Annotated in this window: 12 protein-coding genes; 10 read left to right on the top strand and 2 right to left on the bottom strand. The window is 72.3% G+C overall.

The window, feature by feature from the left end; all coding sequences use genetic code 11:
* Positions 1–7 precede the first annotated feature (7 nt).
* Positions 8–1,306 (top strand): ATP-binding protein, encoded by a 1,299-nt coding sequence (locus EPO13_00255; GenBank protein ID TAK71303.1) that lies wholly within the window; start codon positions 8–10, stop codon positions 1,304–1,306.
* Positions 1,303–1,944, top strand: coding sequence for a response regulator transcription factor (locus tag EPO13_00250; GenBank protein ID TAK71302.1), 642 nt, complete (start codon positions 1,303–1,305; stop codon positions 1,942–1,944). The genes EPO13_00255 and EPO13_00250 overlap by 4 nt, the downstream gene beginning before the upstream one ends.
* Positions 1,945–2,029: 85 nt before the next feature.
* On the opposite strand, the gene EPO13_00245 is transcribed toward EPO13_00250, so the two are convergent.
* Positions 2,030–2,905, bottom strand: coding sequence for an LLM class F420-dependent oxidoreductase (locus tag EPO13_00245; protein ID TAK71345.1), 876 nt, complete (start codon positions 2,903–2,905; stop codon positions 2,030–2,032).
* Positions 2,906–3,037: 132 nt separating this feature from the next.
* Here EPO13_00245 and EPO13_00240 point away from each other — a divergent pair, with 132 nt between their 5' ends.
* Entirely contained in the window at positions 3,038–4,729 is a 1,692-nt protein-coding gene (locus EPO13_00240; GenBank protein TAK71301.1) for a hypothetical protein, read from the top strand.
* 28 nt (positions 4,730–4,757) lie between these two features.
* Positions 4,758–7,007, top strand: coding sequence for a DNA helicase PcrA (pcrA, locus tag EPO13_00235; GenBank protein ID TAK71300.1), 2,250 nt, complete (start codon positions 4,758–4,760; stop codon positions 7,005–7,007).
* A gap of 100 nt (positions 7,008–7,107) precedes the next feature.
* Here the strand turns inward: pcrA and EPO13_00230 are convergent, their stop codons facing one another.
* On the bottom strand, positions 7,108–7,827 hold the full coding sequence (locus EPO13_00230; protein ID TAK71299.1) for a M23 family metallopeptidase: 720 nt from the start codon (positions 7,825–7,827) through the stop codon (positions 7,108–7,110).
* Positions 7,828–8,183: 356 nt separating this feature from the next.
* Between EPO13_00230 and EPO13_00225 the strand changes: the two genes are divergently transcribed.
* From EPO13_00225 to purH, 6 genes are all read left to right on the top strand, one after another.
* Entirely contained in the window at positions 8,184–9,362 is a 1,179-nt protein-coding gene (locus EPO13_00225) for an ADP-forming succinate--CoA ligase subunit beta (protein TAK71298.1), read from the top strand.
* A gap of 2 nt (positions 9,363–9,364) precedes the next feature.
* Positions 9,365–10,249: a succinate--CoA ligase subunit alpha gene (gene sucD / locus EPO13_00220; protein TAK71297.1), complete on the top strand. Its 885-nt coding sequence runs from the start codon at positions 9,365–9,367 to the stop codon at positions 10,247–10,249.
* Between the two features lie 372 nt (positions 10,250–10,621).
* The gene (locus EPO13_00215) at positions 10,622–11,815 is read left to right on the top strand and encodes a hypothetical protein (protein TAK71296.1); all 1,194 of its coding nucleotides are present in this window, start codon (positions 10,622–10,624) and stop codon (positions 11,813–11,815) included.
* A gap of 103 nt (positions 11,816–11,918) precedes the next feature.
* Complete coding sequence (locus EPO13_00210) at positions 11,919–12,797, top strand: hypothetical protein (GenBank protein ID TAK71295.1); 879 nt, start codon at positions 11,919–11,921, stop codon at positions 12,795–12,797.
* A gap of 49 nt (positions 12,798–12,846) precedes the next feature.
* Positions 12,847–13,527, top strand: a complete 681-nt coding sequence (locus EPO13_00205) for a phosphoribosylglycinamide formyltransferase (protein ID TAK71344.1) — start codon at positions 12,847–12,849, stop codon at positions 13,525–13,527.
* Positions 13,524–15,077, top strand: coding sequence for a bifunctional phosphoribosylaminoimidazolecarboxamide formyltransferase/IMP cyclohydrolase (purH, locus tag EPO13_00200; GenBank protein TAK71294.1), 1,554 nt, complete (start codon positions 13,524–13,526; stop codon positions 15,075–15,077). The genes EPO13_00205 and purH overlap by 4 nt, the downstream gene beginning before the upstream one ends.
* Positions 15,078–15,140: the final 63 nt, after the last annotated feature.

Raw genomic sequence — 15,140 nt, 5'->3', positions numbered from 1 at the left:
GTCCCCGATGTGGCCGCCGCCCTGGCACGGCAGGATCGTCGGCGTGACCGACGTCGCCGCCACGCCGCGGGTCTACCGCGCCCCCGACGGCCGGCTGATCGCCGGCGTGGCCCGCGGGCTCGCCGAGCATCTGCGGTGGCCGGTCGCCTCGGTCCGGGCCGGCTTCGTGGCCCTCACCTTCGTCGGTGGCCTCGGCGTCGTGCTGTACGCCGCGTACTGGGCCGTGATCCCGTTGGGCCACCGGGAGGGGCCGGGCGGCGCCGAGCCGGCCGGGCGTCCTGCGCGGTCGGCCGACGACGCCGAGCTCACCCGGCTACTCGCGCTGGGAGCGGTCGCGATCGGGGTGCTGCTGTTCCTTGCCGCCATCGGAGTTCCCGTGGTCGACGGGCTCGCGGTACCGCTGGTCGTCGCCGGAGTCGGCGTCGCGCTGGTCTGGCGGCAGTCCGACGAAGCGCAGCGCGCGCGCTGGCGCCGGCTGACCGCCGGCGCGGCCCGGCAGACCGCCGCGGCCGGGCGGCCGGTCATCGGGTGGCGCAGCGTGGTCGGCATCCTGCTCGTGGTGCTGGGCATCGCCGGGGTCCTCGTCGGCCGTGCCGGGCTGGGCGAGGCCGGGCGGGCGCTGCTGGCCGCGATCCTGCTCGTCGCGGGGATCGCGATCGTCGCGTTCCCGTGGCTGCATGCGCGGTGGCAGGAACTCGGCGAGGAACGACGGGCCCGTATCCGCAGCGAGGAGCGGGCCGAGGTGGCCGCCCAGGTCCACGACTCGGTGCTGCAGACCCTGACGTTGATCCAGCGGAACGCCGCAGATCCGCAGGAGGTCATCCGGTTGGCGCGCAGCGAAGAACGGGCGTTGCGGACGTGGTTGTACACCCCCGGCGGCGACCCCGCGACGACGTTCGGGGCGGCGTTGCAGCAGTCCGCCGGGGCGGTGGAGGCGTCGTACGGCGTCCCGCTGGACGTCGTGGTGGTCGGGGAGGCCCGGCTGGACGCCGACCTGGTCGTCCTCGTCCAGGCGGTGGGGGAGGCGATGGTCAACGCGGCCAAGCACGCCGGACGGGATGGCCCCATTTCGGTGTACGCCGAGGTAGGCGAACGGGCCGTCGACGTCTACGTCCGCGACCGCGGCCCGGGGTTCGACCTCGCCGCGGTCCCGGCTGACCGGCTCGGGGTCCGGGAATCCGTGGTGGGGCGGATGGAGCGCATCGGTGGCCGCGCCGCCATCCGTTCGGCCCTCGGCGAGGGGACCGAGGTCGCGCTGCAGCTGCCCCGGCTCGCCCCGGCTCCCGGCGGGGCGGGCCGGCCATGACGACGCCGCCACTGCGCGTGGTGCTGGTCGACGACCACGCCCTGGTCCGCGCGGGTGTCCGGGCGCAACTCGGTGCGGCAGTGGACATCGTGGGGGAGGCCGGCGACGTCGGCACCGCGATCCAGGTGGTGCGCGCCACCCGGCCCGACGTGGTCCTGCTCGACATCCACCTGCCGGGCGGGGACGGCCGTGCCGTGCTCGATGCCTGCGCCGCCGAACTGCCCACCACCCGCTTCCTCGCGCTGAGCGTCAGCGACGCCCCCGAGGACGTCATCGGCGCTGTCCGCGGTGGGGCCCGCGGCTACGTCACGAAATCGGTCGCCGGCCCGGAACTGCTCGACGCGGTACGGCGGATTGCCGACGGTGACGCGGTGTTCTCACCTCGGCTGGCCGGTTTCGTGCTGGACGCCTTTACCGGCGCCGCCGCCGACAGTGACGCCGAACTCGACCGGTTGACCCCGCGCGAGCGCGATGTCATGCGGCTCATCGCTCGCGGCTACACCTACCGGGAGGTCGCGCGCGAACTGGTCGTGTCGGTCAAGACCGTGGAGACCCACATGTCCGCCGTGCTGCGCAAACTGCAACTGTCCGACCGCCGCGAACTGGCCCGGTGGGCATCCGCGCGGCGGCTGTTGTAGCCCGCAGCGAGTATCTCGGCCCGGCGAGTTTCGGCGTGGTCAGCCGCGGGTGCAGTCAGTTCCCGCCGGTGAACGTGCTGGCTCGTCAGTTTCGCGGTGCGGTCAGCTGCAGGAGTTTCGCCGCGGCCGACAGTGCCGCCAGGTGGCCGTCTACCGGTCCGAGACCGGCGGACATCGTGTCGACCGACAGGTGGGTGGCGCCGGCGTCTGCCCACCGCTGCGCCTCCGCGGCGAACCAGTCCTCGTCGCCGGTCCACTTGATGCGGCCCTCCAGGCCGATGGCGGCCGGGTCACGTCCGGCAGCTTCCGCTGCTGCGACCACGACGTCCCACCCGGCCGCCAGTTCCGGGCCGGGCGTCAGATTCGGGATCCACCCGTCGCCAATCCGGCCGATGCGCCGGCACGCCGCCGCGGACTTGCCGCCGAACCAGATCGGGATCGGTCGTTGGACCGGCAGCGGGGCCAGTCCCGCACCCACCACGCGCTCGTCGGTATCCGTCGCGGTGATGCTGCGCTCGGTCCACAGCCGGCGCATGAGTTCGATCTGCTGGTCGAGCCGCCGGCCTCGCGTCGTGAAGTCCTTCGCCAGCGCGTCGTACTCCACGACGTTCCAGCCGAGTCCGACGCCCAGCCGCAACCGGCCGCCGCACAACAGGTCCACCTCGGCGGCCTGCTTGGCGACCAGCACCGTCTGCCGTTGCGGCAGGATCACCACGCCGGTGACCAGGTCCAGCGAGGTGACGCCGGCCAGGAACCCGAACAGCACCAACGGTTCGTGGAACGTCGCATTCACGTCGTAGAAGCCGCTCCAGCCCGGATGCGCTGCCGGATCGGCACCGAGGACGTGGTCGTAGGCCAGCACGTGCCGGAAGCCGAGTGACTCGACGCCCTCGGCGTACGCCCGGATGGCACCGGCGTCGGCCTCGATCTCGGTCTGCGGGAAGACCACCCCGACCTGCATTGACGTCATCTGCGCCACCTCCGGCGCAGGATCGTGCCAGACACCCGAAACCCGGCTTAATGACACCGGTGTTATTCGTGCGAATGGGTTCTGCCTGCTACATCCGGCCCTGATTCGTGCCGATGAAGTGGCATGCCATGGCTGTCACCGGGGCGAACGCGCCGGCCTCGAACTCTTGTCGGCGTCACCGGTGCGGCGGTCCTGGCTGTCGCGGTCGTCGTGGCCGGCCAGGGGGCGGCCTCGGCGGCCATGGTCCCGGCCACCCCGGCCACACCGGCCGGGGTGGTGCTGCCGGTCACGGTCGACAACTCCGCTGCGTACCAGGGCCAGACGATCTGCACGTCGGTCGTGCCGACCGGGACGCAACGGCTCAAAGACCTTCTCCTGCAGACGTACGGGACCATTCCCGGGTTCGGCAGCAGCAGTGTGCAGATCCTGCGCAACTGTTCGTCCGGCGGCCAGAGCGAGCACAAGGAAGGCCGCGCGCTGGACTGGATGGTCGACGTGACCAAGCCGGACCAGAAGGCCGTCGCCGAGAGCTTCCTGTCGTGGCTGCTCGGGCCGGACGCCAGCGGCGTACCGGCCGGCAACGCCCGGCGACTGGGCGTCATGTACATCGGGTGGGACAACCTGATGTGGCGCTCGTACGACCCGACCCGGGGCGCCGCGACCGTCGCCGGCACCACCGGCTGGGACCCGCTGGTCAAGGGCGGCAAGGCGTGTACGTCGGCCGCCCGTGCCACCGCGGCGTGGGCGACGGACTGCCACCGCAACCACGTGCACCTGTCGCTGTCCTGGGACGGTGCGAGCGGCCTGACGTCGTTCTGGTCCGGCCAGGCCGTCACCGCGCCGAGTTGCCCAGCCGGCCCGGCGGCCAGCCGGGCGGCGGCCGGGTCGCTGCTGGACACGACGACCGGCGAGGGCACGCTGGCCGCAACACCGTGCCGGGTCGCCCAGCAGGCCCCGCTCAAGGTGCTCGTGGCGCAGCCCGGTCCCGCGCCCGCCGGTCAGGTCTGGGGGCTCACCGTCCGGGTCGACGGCTTCACCCCGAACGCGCCGGCGACCCTCACCCTCTCCTCGGCGCTGTCCGGCTCGGCCGTCGTCGGCCGACCCGGTACGACGGTCACCGTGCCGCTCGGCCCCGACGGGATGCTCACCGCGGCGGTCGACGCCGGCGACGCCTGGCTGCGGTTGACCGGTATGGGGCTGACCCCGGTCGCCCCACCCGCCGGCGGAGCCGGCCTGTCCGCTCTCAGCACTCGAGCAATCACCGCGACCGGGCCGGAGGCGGTCCGCACCGGCGGCAAGATCAAGCTGGCCGGCTCGGCCATCGGCGGCAAGAAGGTCACCGTCCGGCGGTACCTGAAGGCAGGTGGCGCGTGGCGGCCGGCGGGGGCGGCGATCAAGCCGACCGGCGGCAGCTGGGCGATGACCACGACCGCGCCGTCGCCGCGGACGATGGTGTACCGGGTCGCGCTGCTGCACCGCAACGGCAAGGTGCTGGCCTGGTCGAACGAGGTCACCGTCCGCGTCGTGCGCAAGGGCGCCCCCTTGCTCACCCTCGTCGCTCCGGCCACGGTCTCGACCGGCGCAGCCATCTCGTTGTCCGGCAAGGCCAAAGCGCTGCCGAGCGGGGCGACGGTGAGCCGGCAACGGTTGATCGGCCGCAGCTGGACGCCGCTCGGGACCACCGTGCCGGCAGGCGGCCGCTGGTCGATGCAGGTCATCGCCCCCAGTCCGCAGACGATCACCTACCGCGCGGTGGCGACGGTGGGCGGCGCCGTGGTCGCGGCCTCCAGCAAGCGGGTCGTCACCGTCAGCTGAGGTGCCGCCGCGCTCCTAGACTGCCCCGGTGCTCGACCCCGAGGCGCTCGTCGCCGACCTCAATCCGCAGCAGCGGGAGGCCGTCGAGCACCGCGGGTCACCGCTGCTGATCGTCGCCGGGGCCGGCTCCGGCAAGACCCGCGTGCTGACGCGGCGGGTCGCGCACCTGCTGGCCACCGGCGATGCCAAACCGGCGGAGATCATCGCGATCACGTTCACCAACAAGGCCGCCGGCGAGATGCGCGAGCGGGTCGTCGACCTCGTCGGCGGTCGTGCCCGCGCGATGCTGGTGTCGACCTTCCACTCCGCCTGTGTCCGGATCCTGCGTCGTGAGTCCGCCCGGCTGGGCGTGTCCTCCTCGTTCTCCATCTACGACCAGGCCGACTCGCAGCGGCTGATGACCCTCGTGGTGCGCGACGCCGACCTCGACCCGCGACGGTTCACGCCCCGGTCGATGCTCAATCAGGTGTCGGCGGCGAAGAACGAGCTGGTCGATCACGAGACCTTCGCGCGCCGGACCACCAACGACTCCGAACGGGTCGTCGCGGAGGTCTACGCGGAGTACCAGCGCCGGCTGCAGCGGGCCAACGCATTCGACTTCGACGACCTGATCGGCGCAACTGTCGCTGTGCTGCAACTGTTCCCTGACGTAGCCGAGCACTACCACCGGCGATTCCGCCACGTCCTGGTCGACGAGTACCAGGACACCAACCACGCGCAGTACGTCCTGGTCCGCGAACTGGTCGGGACCGGGAAGGACGGCGTGCCGGCGGCGCAACTCGCCGTCGTCGGTGATGCCGACCAATCGATCTACGCCTTCCGCGGCGCGACGATCCGCAACATCGTCGAGTTCGAACAGGACTACCCGGACGCGACGACGATCCTGCTGGAACAGAACTACCGCTCGACCCAGACGATCCTGTCCGCGGCCAACGCGGTCATCTCTCGCAACGAGAACCGGCGGGCCAAGCGGCTGTGGACCGCGTCGGGTGCCGGCGAACCGGTCGCGGTGTACGTCGGCGACGACGAGCACGACGAGGCCGCCTTCGTCGCGGGGGAGATCGACCGGCTCACCGACGCCAGCCAGGCCGTGCCCGCCGAGGTCGCCGTGTTCTACCGGACGAATGCGGCGTCCCGCGCGTTCGAGGAGGTCTTCATCCGGGTCGGTCTGCCGTACCGGGTGGTCGGCGGGCAACGCTTCTACGATCGACGTGAGGTCCGGGATGCGTTGGCGTACTTGCGGATCCTGGCCAACCCCGCCGACGACGTGTCGATGCGACGCATCCTCAACGTGCCACGTCGCGGTATCGGCGACCGGTCCGAGGCGTTCCTGGAGGCATTCGCCGAGCGAGAGCGGATCGCGTTCGGCGCGGCGGTCGACCGGGCCGCCGAGGTCGGTGGGCTGGCGACCCGGTCCCTGACGCAGATCCAGACGTTCGCCCGGCTGATCGCCGGGCTGCGGGAGTTGGTGGCCGCCGGGACGCCGCCGTCCGGGGTGCTGCGCGCGGTCCTGGAACAGACCGGCTATCTCGCCGAACTGCAGGCGTCGAGCGACCCGCAGGACCAGACCCGGGTGGAGAACCTCGCCGAGTTGGAGTCCGTGGCCGCCGAGTTCGAGGCCACCGCTCCCGACGCCACGTTGGCGGACTTCCTGGAACGCGTCGCGCTGGTCGCCGACGCCGACGAGATCCCCGATGCCGACGGCGGCCTGGTCACCTTGATGACGCTGCACACGGCGAAAGGCCTGGAGTTCCCGGTCGTCTTCCTCACCGGCATGGAGGACGGCGTCTTCCCGCACCTGCGGTCGCTGGGCGACGCACGTGAGCTGGAGGAGGAACGCCGGCTGGCCTACGTCGGTATCACTCGTGCCCGGGAGCGGCTGTATCTGTCGCGGGCCGTCGTACGGGCGTCCTGGGGCGCGCCGCAGTACAACCCGCCCTCGCGCTTCCTCGACGAGATTCCCGCGGAACTGCTCGACTGGCGCCGGAGCGACCCGGTCGCGTCGACGCCCGGCGGCAGCATCCGGCCACCGTCGCAGGGGGGATTCGGGGCCGCGCCGGCGCTGGCGGCCGCCGCGGCGCGACCCGGTGCGTCGTCGCCGGGCAACCGCGCCGTGGTGTCACTGGAGCCGGGCGAACGCGTTGTGCACCAGAAGTTCGGCCTCGGCACCGTCGTGTCGACCTTCGGTACCGGCGAGCGGGCCGAGGCCAGTATCGACTTCGGCAGCGAGGGCGTGAAGCGGCTCCTGCTGCGCTACGCGCCGGTCGAGAAACTCTGACGGCCGGCGGCGTCGGCTGCCGCCCACCGGCTTCGCGCCGTACGGCTCGAGGGATTTCGTCGTACGGCCCGACGGACTTTCGGCGTACGGCTTGAGCGGACTATCCGCCGTACACCTCGCGGGCCCAGCCCGGCGCGGGTGCGGGAGTTCCCGGGTGGCCTCCCCACAGGTATTCGGCCGGATCCGTCGGTATCCCGCCGACCCGGACCTCCAGGTGCAGGTGGGCGCCTTCGGCATTGCCGGTCGCCCCGACCCGGCCGAGTTCCTGGCCGGCCTGCACGAGTGCGCCGGCCCGGATCCGCCGCGCGGTCGAGGACAGATGCGCGTAGTAGAGCTGCGCGCCGTCGGCCGCGCGGACGATGACGAGGTTCCCGTACGCCGGGTGGACCGTCACCGTCACGACGCGGCCGTCGCCCACCGACAGGACCGGATCGCCCCAGTGGCCGTTGAAGTCCAGGCCGGTATGCCGGTGGGCCCACATCGGCCCCGTCTCGCCGTAACGCGCGCTCAGCGGCGCACCGGGCACCGGCCACACGAACTGCGTCCCCCCGCCGAGCGCAGCGGCGAGCAGCGCTCGGCGATGTGCCTCGGCCGCCGCGGCGACGGCCGCGGGATCGACGGTCGCCGCGGCCTGTGCCGGAGCCGGGATCGGCTCGGCGGCGGCCGGGTCGGCCGGGCGGGCGCCGATCACGATGAGGAGGGCGACCAGGGCCCCGGTGATCACCAGGGCCTGCTTGCCGCGGCGCCGCCGGCGCGCGGGGGCCAGCAGGGAACGGCGGCGCGGCCAGGGCGGCAGCGGAGCCAGACCTGCCTGGCCCACGCGCTCACCTCTCCCTGTGCTCCGTCGGTTGCCCCCGCCTGCCAGCCGCCGGCCCGTCGGCTGTTGTCCGTCGGGCAGGTGTCCCGCCGACGGCCGGCGGAGTGTGCGGCGGGCCGTTCCTACCCGAGGTCACCGTTGCCGCGCCAGGCCTGCGGCCGGGCTGTGACGCGGTCGACTGCAGTCGAGACGCGGGGTTGCGACGCGGTCGACTGTCGTGGAGGCCCCGGGCTGTGACGCGGTCGGCTATCGCCGGGGTGCCTTCGCGGCGGTCGATGAGGTGACCCCGGCGCCACGTCGTCGGGGTTCGTCGCTAGGGTGCAGCCCGACCGAGACCCGATCGTGAGGGCGGCAGATTCGTGGATCTGTACGAGTACCAAGCCAAGGACCTGTTCGCCAAGCACGGTGTCCCGGTGACACCGGGACAGGTCGTCACCACGGCGGACGCCGCGGCTGACGCCGCAGCGGGCATCGGCGCCGCCGTCGTCGTCAAGGCGCAGGTCAAGGTCGGCGGTCGGGGCAAGGCCGGCGGCGTCAAGCTCGCCGCCAACCCGGACGAGGCGCGCGAGAAGGCCGCCGGCATCCTCGGGCTGGACATCAAGGGCCACGTCGTCAAGACGCTGCTGGTGACCCTGGCGTCGGACATCGAGACCGAGTACTACGTCTCCTTCCTGCTCGACCGGGCCAACCGCACCTACCTGGCGATGGCCAGCGTCGAAGGCGGCATGGAGATCGAGCAGCTCGCCGTCGAGCGTCCGGAGGCGCTCGCCCGGATCGCCGTGGACGCGATCACCGGAGTCGACGAGGCGAAGGCAGCCCAGATCGCCGACGCCGCCGGCTTCACCGGCGACGTCCGGACGCAGGTCATCGCGGTCCTGCAGAAGCTGTGGACCGTGTTCGTGTCCGAGGACGCGACCTTGGTCGAGGTCAACCCGCTGGTGAAGACGCCCGACGGGGTGGTGCTGGCGCTCGACGGCAAGGTGAGCCTCGACGAGAACGCCGACTTCCGGCATCCCGACCACGAGGTACTCATCGACCGGGGCGCCGACGACCCGCTGGAGCAGCGGGCCAAGGAGAAGGGCCTCAACTACGTCAAGCTCAGCGGCGAGGTCGGGATCATCGGCAACGGTGCCGGCCTGGTCATGAGCACCCTCGACGTCGTCGCGTACGCCGGCGAGGAGTTCGGCGGCATGAAGCCGGCGAACTTCCTCGACATCGGCGGCGGCGCCTCGGCGCAGGTCATGGCCGACGGTCTGGAGATCATCCTGTCCGACCCGCAGGTGCGCGCTGTCTTCGTCAACGTCTTCGGTGGCATCACCGCCTGCGACGCGGTCGCCAACGGCATCGTGCAGGCGGTGGCCCTGCTGGAGTCGCGCGGTGAGGCGATCACGAAGCCGCTGGTCTGCCGGCTGGACGGCAACAACGCGGCCGAGGGCCGCCGCATTCTCGACGAGGCCGAACACGACCTGATCGAGATGGTCGACACGATGGATGGCGCCGCCCGCCGGGTGGCCGAGCTGGCGTCCCAGGGAGCCTGACGATGGCGATCTTCCTTACTGCCGACTCCAAGGTGCTCGTGCAGGGCATCACGGGGTCCGAGGGCACGAAGCACACCAACCGGATGCTCGCGTCGGGCACCAACATCGTCGCCGGCGTCACGCCCGGCAAGGGCGGGCAGTCGGTCGACGCGCAGGGGCGCTCGATCCCGGTGTTCGGGTCGGTCGGCGAGGCGGTCAAGGCGACCGGCGCGGACGTGTCCGTCGTGTTCGTCCCCCCGCGGTTCACGAAGGGCGCGGTCGTCGAGGCGGTCGACGCCGGCGTCCCGCTCGTCGTCGTGATCACCGAAGGTGTGCCGGTCCACGACACGGCCTGGTTCTTCCAGTACGCGACCAACGCGGGGACGACCCGGATCATCGGACCGAACTGCCCCGGCCTGATCAGCCCCGGGCTGTCCAACGCCGGCATCATCCCCGGTGACATCACGAAGGCCGGGCGCATCGGCCTGGTGTCGAAGTCCGGCACGTTGACCTACCAGATGATGTACGAGCTGCGCGACATCGGCTTCTCCACCGCCGTCGGCATCGGCGGCGACCCGGTCATCGGCACCACCCACATCGACTGCCTGGCCGCGTTCGAGGCCGACCCCGACACCGACGCCATCGTCATGATCGGCGAGATCGGCGGCGACGCCGAGGAGCGGGCCGCGGCGTACATCGCCGAGCACGTCACCAAGCCGGTGGTCGGCTACGTCGCCGGCTTCACCGCGCCGGAGGGCAAGACGATGGGCCACGCCGGCGCGATCGTGTCCGGTTCGGCCGGCACGGCCCAGGCGAAGAAGGACGCCCTCGAGGCGGTCGGGGTCAAGGTGGGCAAGACGCCGAGCGAGACCGCGCGGCTCATGCGGGAGCTGATGACCTCCTCGTGAGGCGCCAGGCGCGTACGGCGATGCCGGGCGCGCGTGGCGATGCCGGGCCACGGCCGTCCCGGCTGACACCCTGGGCAGGTGAGCCAGCCCGCCCGCCTACCGGCACCCGACGACGCTGATACGCCGGATTCGGCTGCGCCACAGTACGTCCGCCGTACCGATCGAACCTCCAGCGAGCCGCGTCGCGATGGGACGGCCGAACGGGCCACCGTCGTCGTCCCCATCCCCGCGCCGGCGACGGCCCCACCGCGGCGCATGGCACCGGGTCGGACCGCACCGGGTCGGACCGCGCCGTCCTCTGCTGCCGTGTCCGGACGGACGGCTCGGCCGGGTGGGGTTGCACTGCCGGGCCCGGCAGCTGTGTCGCGGCGGGTGGCCCGTGGCATCGGTGCCGCGGCGCTGGTCGGCACCGCGTGGGCGGCCGCCGCGGGCTTGGCCGCCATCGGAGCGTTGGTCCTTGTCGCCTGGGTTGCCTCGCCCCACCTGACCGTCAGCTGGGACCAGGCGCTGGGCGCCGCGGGCGCTGCGTGGTTGACGGCGCACCGTGCCCCCGTGGTGCTTCCGGAGGGCACCTGGTCGTTGCTACCGCTCGGGCTCGCCGTCGTCCCGCTGTTGCTGCTGCACCGCGCCGGGCGCTGGGCCGCCCGCCGGTGCGCGGTCAGTGCGGGCGGGGACGTCACGCTGCTGGTGGCGGCCGGGGCGGTGATGTACGCCCTGCTCGCGGCGATCGTCGCCGGCGTCGCAGGCCTGGTCGGGCCGGCCCCGGACGTGCCGAGCGCCTTCGTCGCCGGACTGCTCGTCGCCGTCGTCGGCTGGGGCAGCGGTGTCCTGCGCGGCACCGGCGGCCGGCGGTGGATCGCGGCGCTGCCGGCCACGCTGCGCCACGTCCTAGCGGGGGCCGCCGCCACCGTCGGAGTGCTGCTGGCGGCCGGTGCCTTGCTGGCCGCGGTGGTGATCGCGACGCACGGCGGCGCCGTGGGTGACGCAGCCCGGGTGCTGGCGCCGGGGGCAGTCGGCGGGGTGCTGGTCGCCGTGCTGCAGCTGGCGTATCTGCCGGTCATCGCGGTGTGGGCCATGGCCTTTCTGCTGGGACCCGGATTCACCGTCGGAATCGGTACGGCGGTGTCCGTGGCGGGGTCGCAGACCGGTCCGGTACCGGGACTTCCCGTGCTGGCAGCAGTTCCCGACCAGATCCCGGGGTGGGCGCCCGTTCTGCTGCTGGTCCCGCTGGCAGCCGGGATGATCGGCGGGTTCGTCGTGGTTCGCCGTACCGGCGCCCGGCAGCCGGATGCCCCGCTGGTGGTGACCGATCTGCTCGCGGTGGGCGCTCTCAGCGGCGTGATGGTCGCCGGCCTGACCGCGCTGGGCGCCGGTTCGGTCGGCGCCGGGCGCATGGTCGAGCTGGGACCGTCGTGGTGGGCCTGCGGCCTGGCGGCGGCCGGGCTCACCGGCGCAGGGGCGCTGGCCGCCGGTGTCGTCGCGACGTGGCGTTCGCGACGCTCGGACGGAGGAGAGGCCAGCGAGTCCCGAGGGTCCTGGCTGGGCTGGTTCTGGGAGCGGGGCTGAACGCAGCGGAGCGGCGGGCTGCCATCGGGGCCCACTGTTCGCCATGATCGGACCCCACCGGGCCCGCCACTGGGCCGGTCCCGGCTCTTGAGGAGGCATCACCGTGTCCGAGACCCCGCCGCCCCCCGGCCAGCCCGAGGACCCCGCGGTCCCACCGGCCGGTGGTTACCCGCCCCCGCCGCAGCCAGCCGGCGGCTACCCGCCGCCCGGTCAGCCCGCAGGTGGCTATCCGCCGCCCCCCGGCTATGCCGCGCCGCCGCCGGGTGGTTACCCGACCGGCCCGCAGACCGGCGTGGACGTGGGTGCCGCTTTCAGCTGGGCGATCAACAAGTTCGGCCAGAACGCCGTGGTCTTCCTCGTGCTGGCGGGAATCGTCGTCGTCGCGCGGATTCTGCAGTACGTCTTCAACAACATCATCACCCGCGCCGTCTACGGCTGCGACGTCGGCGATATCCGGGTCGAGAACGGCCGGCTGGTCGACATCTGCGCGACCAGCATCGGAAAGTCGTTGACCGTCAGCATCATCGTCGGGCTGGTCTTCGCGATCGTGGTCGCCCTCGTCTCGATCGGCGTCTATCGCGCCGCGCTGAAGGCGACCCTTGGGGAGACCCCGTCGTTCTCGCACTTCACCAGTACCGAGCACCTCGGCGCCTACATCGTCGTGGCGATCGTCTACGGCCTGCTCTCGGTCCTCGGCCTGATTCTGCTGATCATTCCCGGGATCATCGTCATCTTCCTCTTCCAGTTCTCGACGTTCTACGCCCTGGACAAGGGTTACGGCGTGTCAGCGGCGTTGAGCAGCAGCTTCAATGCGGTCACGAAGAACTTCGTCCCGGTGCTGTTGGCAGCGTTGATCAACATCGTCGCGGGCATTCTCGGTGGGGTCCTTTTCGGCCTGCTGACGCTCGTGGTGCTGCCCTTCGCCGCACTGTTCACCGCCCACATCTACCGCCAGGCGAATCGCGAGCAGATTGCCCCTTGAGGTGCGGTCCGGCCGTCCCACCTGCGGGGCGGCCGGGTTGCTGTCTTGGCTGACGGCGGCCGCGTCGGCCAGGCCGGTAGGCTCCCGCCCCGTGCAAGCGAGCGTGAGCCCGGACAGGCCGGCCGAACGGGCTCGCGTCGTCGTGCTGGTGTCCGGCTCGGGCACCTTGCTCCAAGCCCTGCTCGACGCGACCACCGACGCCGGCTATCCGGCGTCGGTGGTCGCGGTCGGTGCCGACCGGGACGGCATCGCCGGGCTGCAACGGGCTCGCGCGGCCGGTCTTCCGACGTTCGTGGTCGCCCCCGGCCAGCACCCGGACCGGGCGGCCTGGGATGCGGCGCTGCGCGAGGAACTGCTGGCGCACCGCCCTGACCTGGTGGTGTCCGCGGGATTCATGCGGATCCTCGGTCCGGCGGTGCTCGCGGCGTACGACCGCCGGGTGGTGAACACGCACCCGGCACTCCTGCCGGCGTTTCCCGGTGCTCACGGCGTCCGGGACGCGCTGGACTACGGGGTCAAGGTCACCGGCGCCACCGTCCATCTGGTCGACGCCGGCGTCGACACCGGACCGGTGCTGGCCCAGGCGGCCGTTCCGGTAGAACCAGACGACGACGAAGCGTCCTTGCACGAGCGCATCAAGACCGTCGAACGACGCCTGCTCGTCGACGTCGTGGCCCGGCTCGTGGTCCACGGCGCCGCCACTACCGGACGAAGGGCGACCCTGCCATGACGACGCTTCCCGTTCGCCGCGCGCTGATCTCGGTGTACGACAAGACCGGCCTGGACACCCTCGCCCTGGGGCTGCACGAGGCCGGGGTGCAGATCGTGTCGACCGGTTCGACGGCGGCCCGGATCGCCGCGCTCGGTGTCCCGGTGACCGGGGTCGCCGAACTGACCGGGTTCCCGGAATGCCTTGACGGCCGGGTGAAGACGTTGCATCCGCGGGTGCACGCGGGGTTGCTGGCCGACCTGCGGCTGGACAGCCATCGGCAGCAACTGACCGAGCTGGGCATCGAGCCGTTCGAACTGGTGGTGGTGAACCTCTACCCGTTCAACGAGACGGTGGCGTCCGGCGCCAGCGCCGAGGAGTGCGTGGAGCAGATCGACATCGGGGGACCGTCGATGGTGCGCGCCGCGGCGAAGAACCACGCGAACGTCGCCGTCCTGGTGTCGCCGGCGTACTACGACGATGCGCTCGAGGCCGTTCGAGCGGGTGGTTTCACCTTGCGCGCGCGGCAGGAGCTCGCCGTGGAGGCGTTCCGGCACACCGCGTCGTACGACATCGCGGTGGCGTCCTGGATGGGCAGCGTCGTCGCCGCCGACTCCTCCTCGCCGTTCCCGGCGTGGGCCGGCGCATCCTGGGAGCGGGCCGCGGTGCTGCGGTACGGCGAGAACCCGCACCAGGGTGCGGCCCTGTATCGGGGCCTGCAGCCGGGCCTGGCACACGCCGAGCAGTTGCACGGCAAGGAGATGTCCTACAACAACTACGTGGACGCCGACGCCGCGCGTCGCGCGGCCTACGACTTCTCCCAGCCGGCCGTGGCCGTCATCAAGCACGCCAATCCGTGCGGGATCGCCGTCGGCAGCGACATCGCCGAGGCGCACCGGAAGGCCAACGACACCGATCCGGTGTCGGCGTACGGCGGTGTCATCGCGGCGAACCGGCCGGTGACGCTGGCTCTGGCCGAACAGGTCGCCGACGTGTTCACCGAGGTGATCGTCGCCCCCGACTTCGAACCGGATGCGCTGGACCTCCTGCGGCAGAAGAAGAACCTTCGGCTGCTCCGGCTGAGTGCCGGGGCCGCCACCGCGCCGGTGGAGATCCGTCCGATCTCCGGCGGGCTGCTGATGCAGGGCACCGACCGGCTCGACGCGCCCGGCGACGACCCCGCGACGTGGACGTTGGCGTGCGGCGAACCGGCCGACGAGGCGACGCTGCGGGATCTCGTCTTCGCCTGGCGCGCCTGCCGTTCGGTGAAGAGCAACGCGATCCTGCTCGCCGTGGACGAAGCGGCGGTGGGCGTCGGTATGGGCCAGGTGAACCGGGTCGACAGCGCGCGACTGGCGGTCGCCCGCGCCGGTGAGGACCGGGCCCGCGGCGCGGTCGCGGCGTCCGACGCGTTCTTCCCGTTCCCCGACGGGCTGGAAGTACTGACCGGGGCGGGTGTGCGCGCTGTCGTCCAGCCGGGTGGCTCGGTCCGCGACGACGAGGTCGTGTGGGCAGCACAGGCGGCCGGGATCACGATGTACTTCACCGGCTCCCGGCACTTCTTCCACTGAGACGGGCCAGTTCGGCGGCGACTAAGACGGCCGGTTCGCGGCGTTGTCGCCGCACGACATCGG

It is taken from the genome of Actinomycetota bacterium, from assembly GCA_004297305.1.
Taxonomy (GTDB): Bacteria; Actinomycetota; Actinomycetes; order S36-B12; family FW305-bin1; genus FW305-bin1.
The sequence above is the reverse complement of the archived record's forward strand: the minus strand, read 5'-3'. Positions and strand labels throughout refer to the sequence as shown.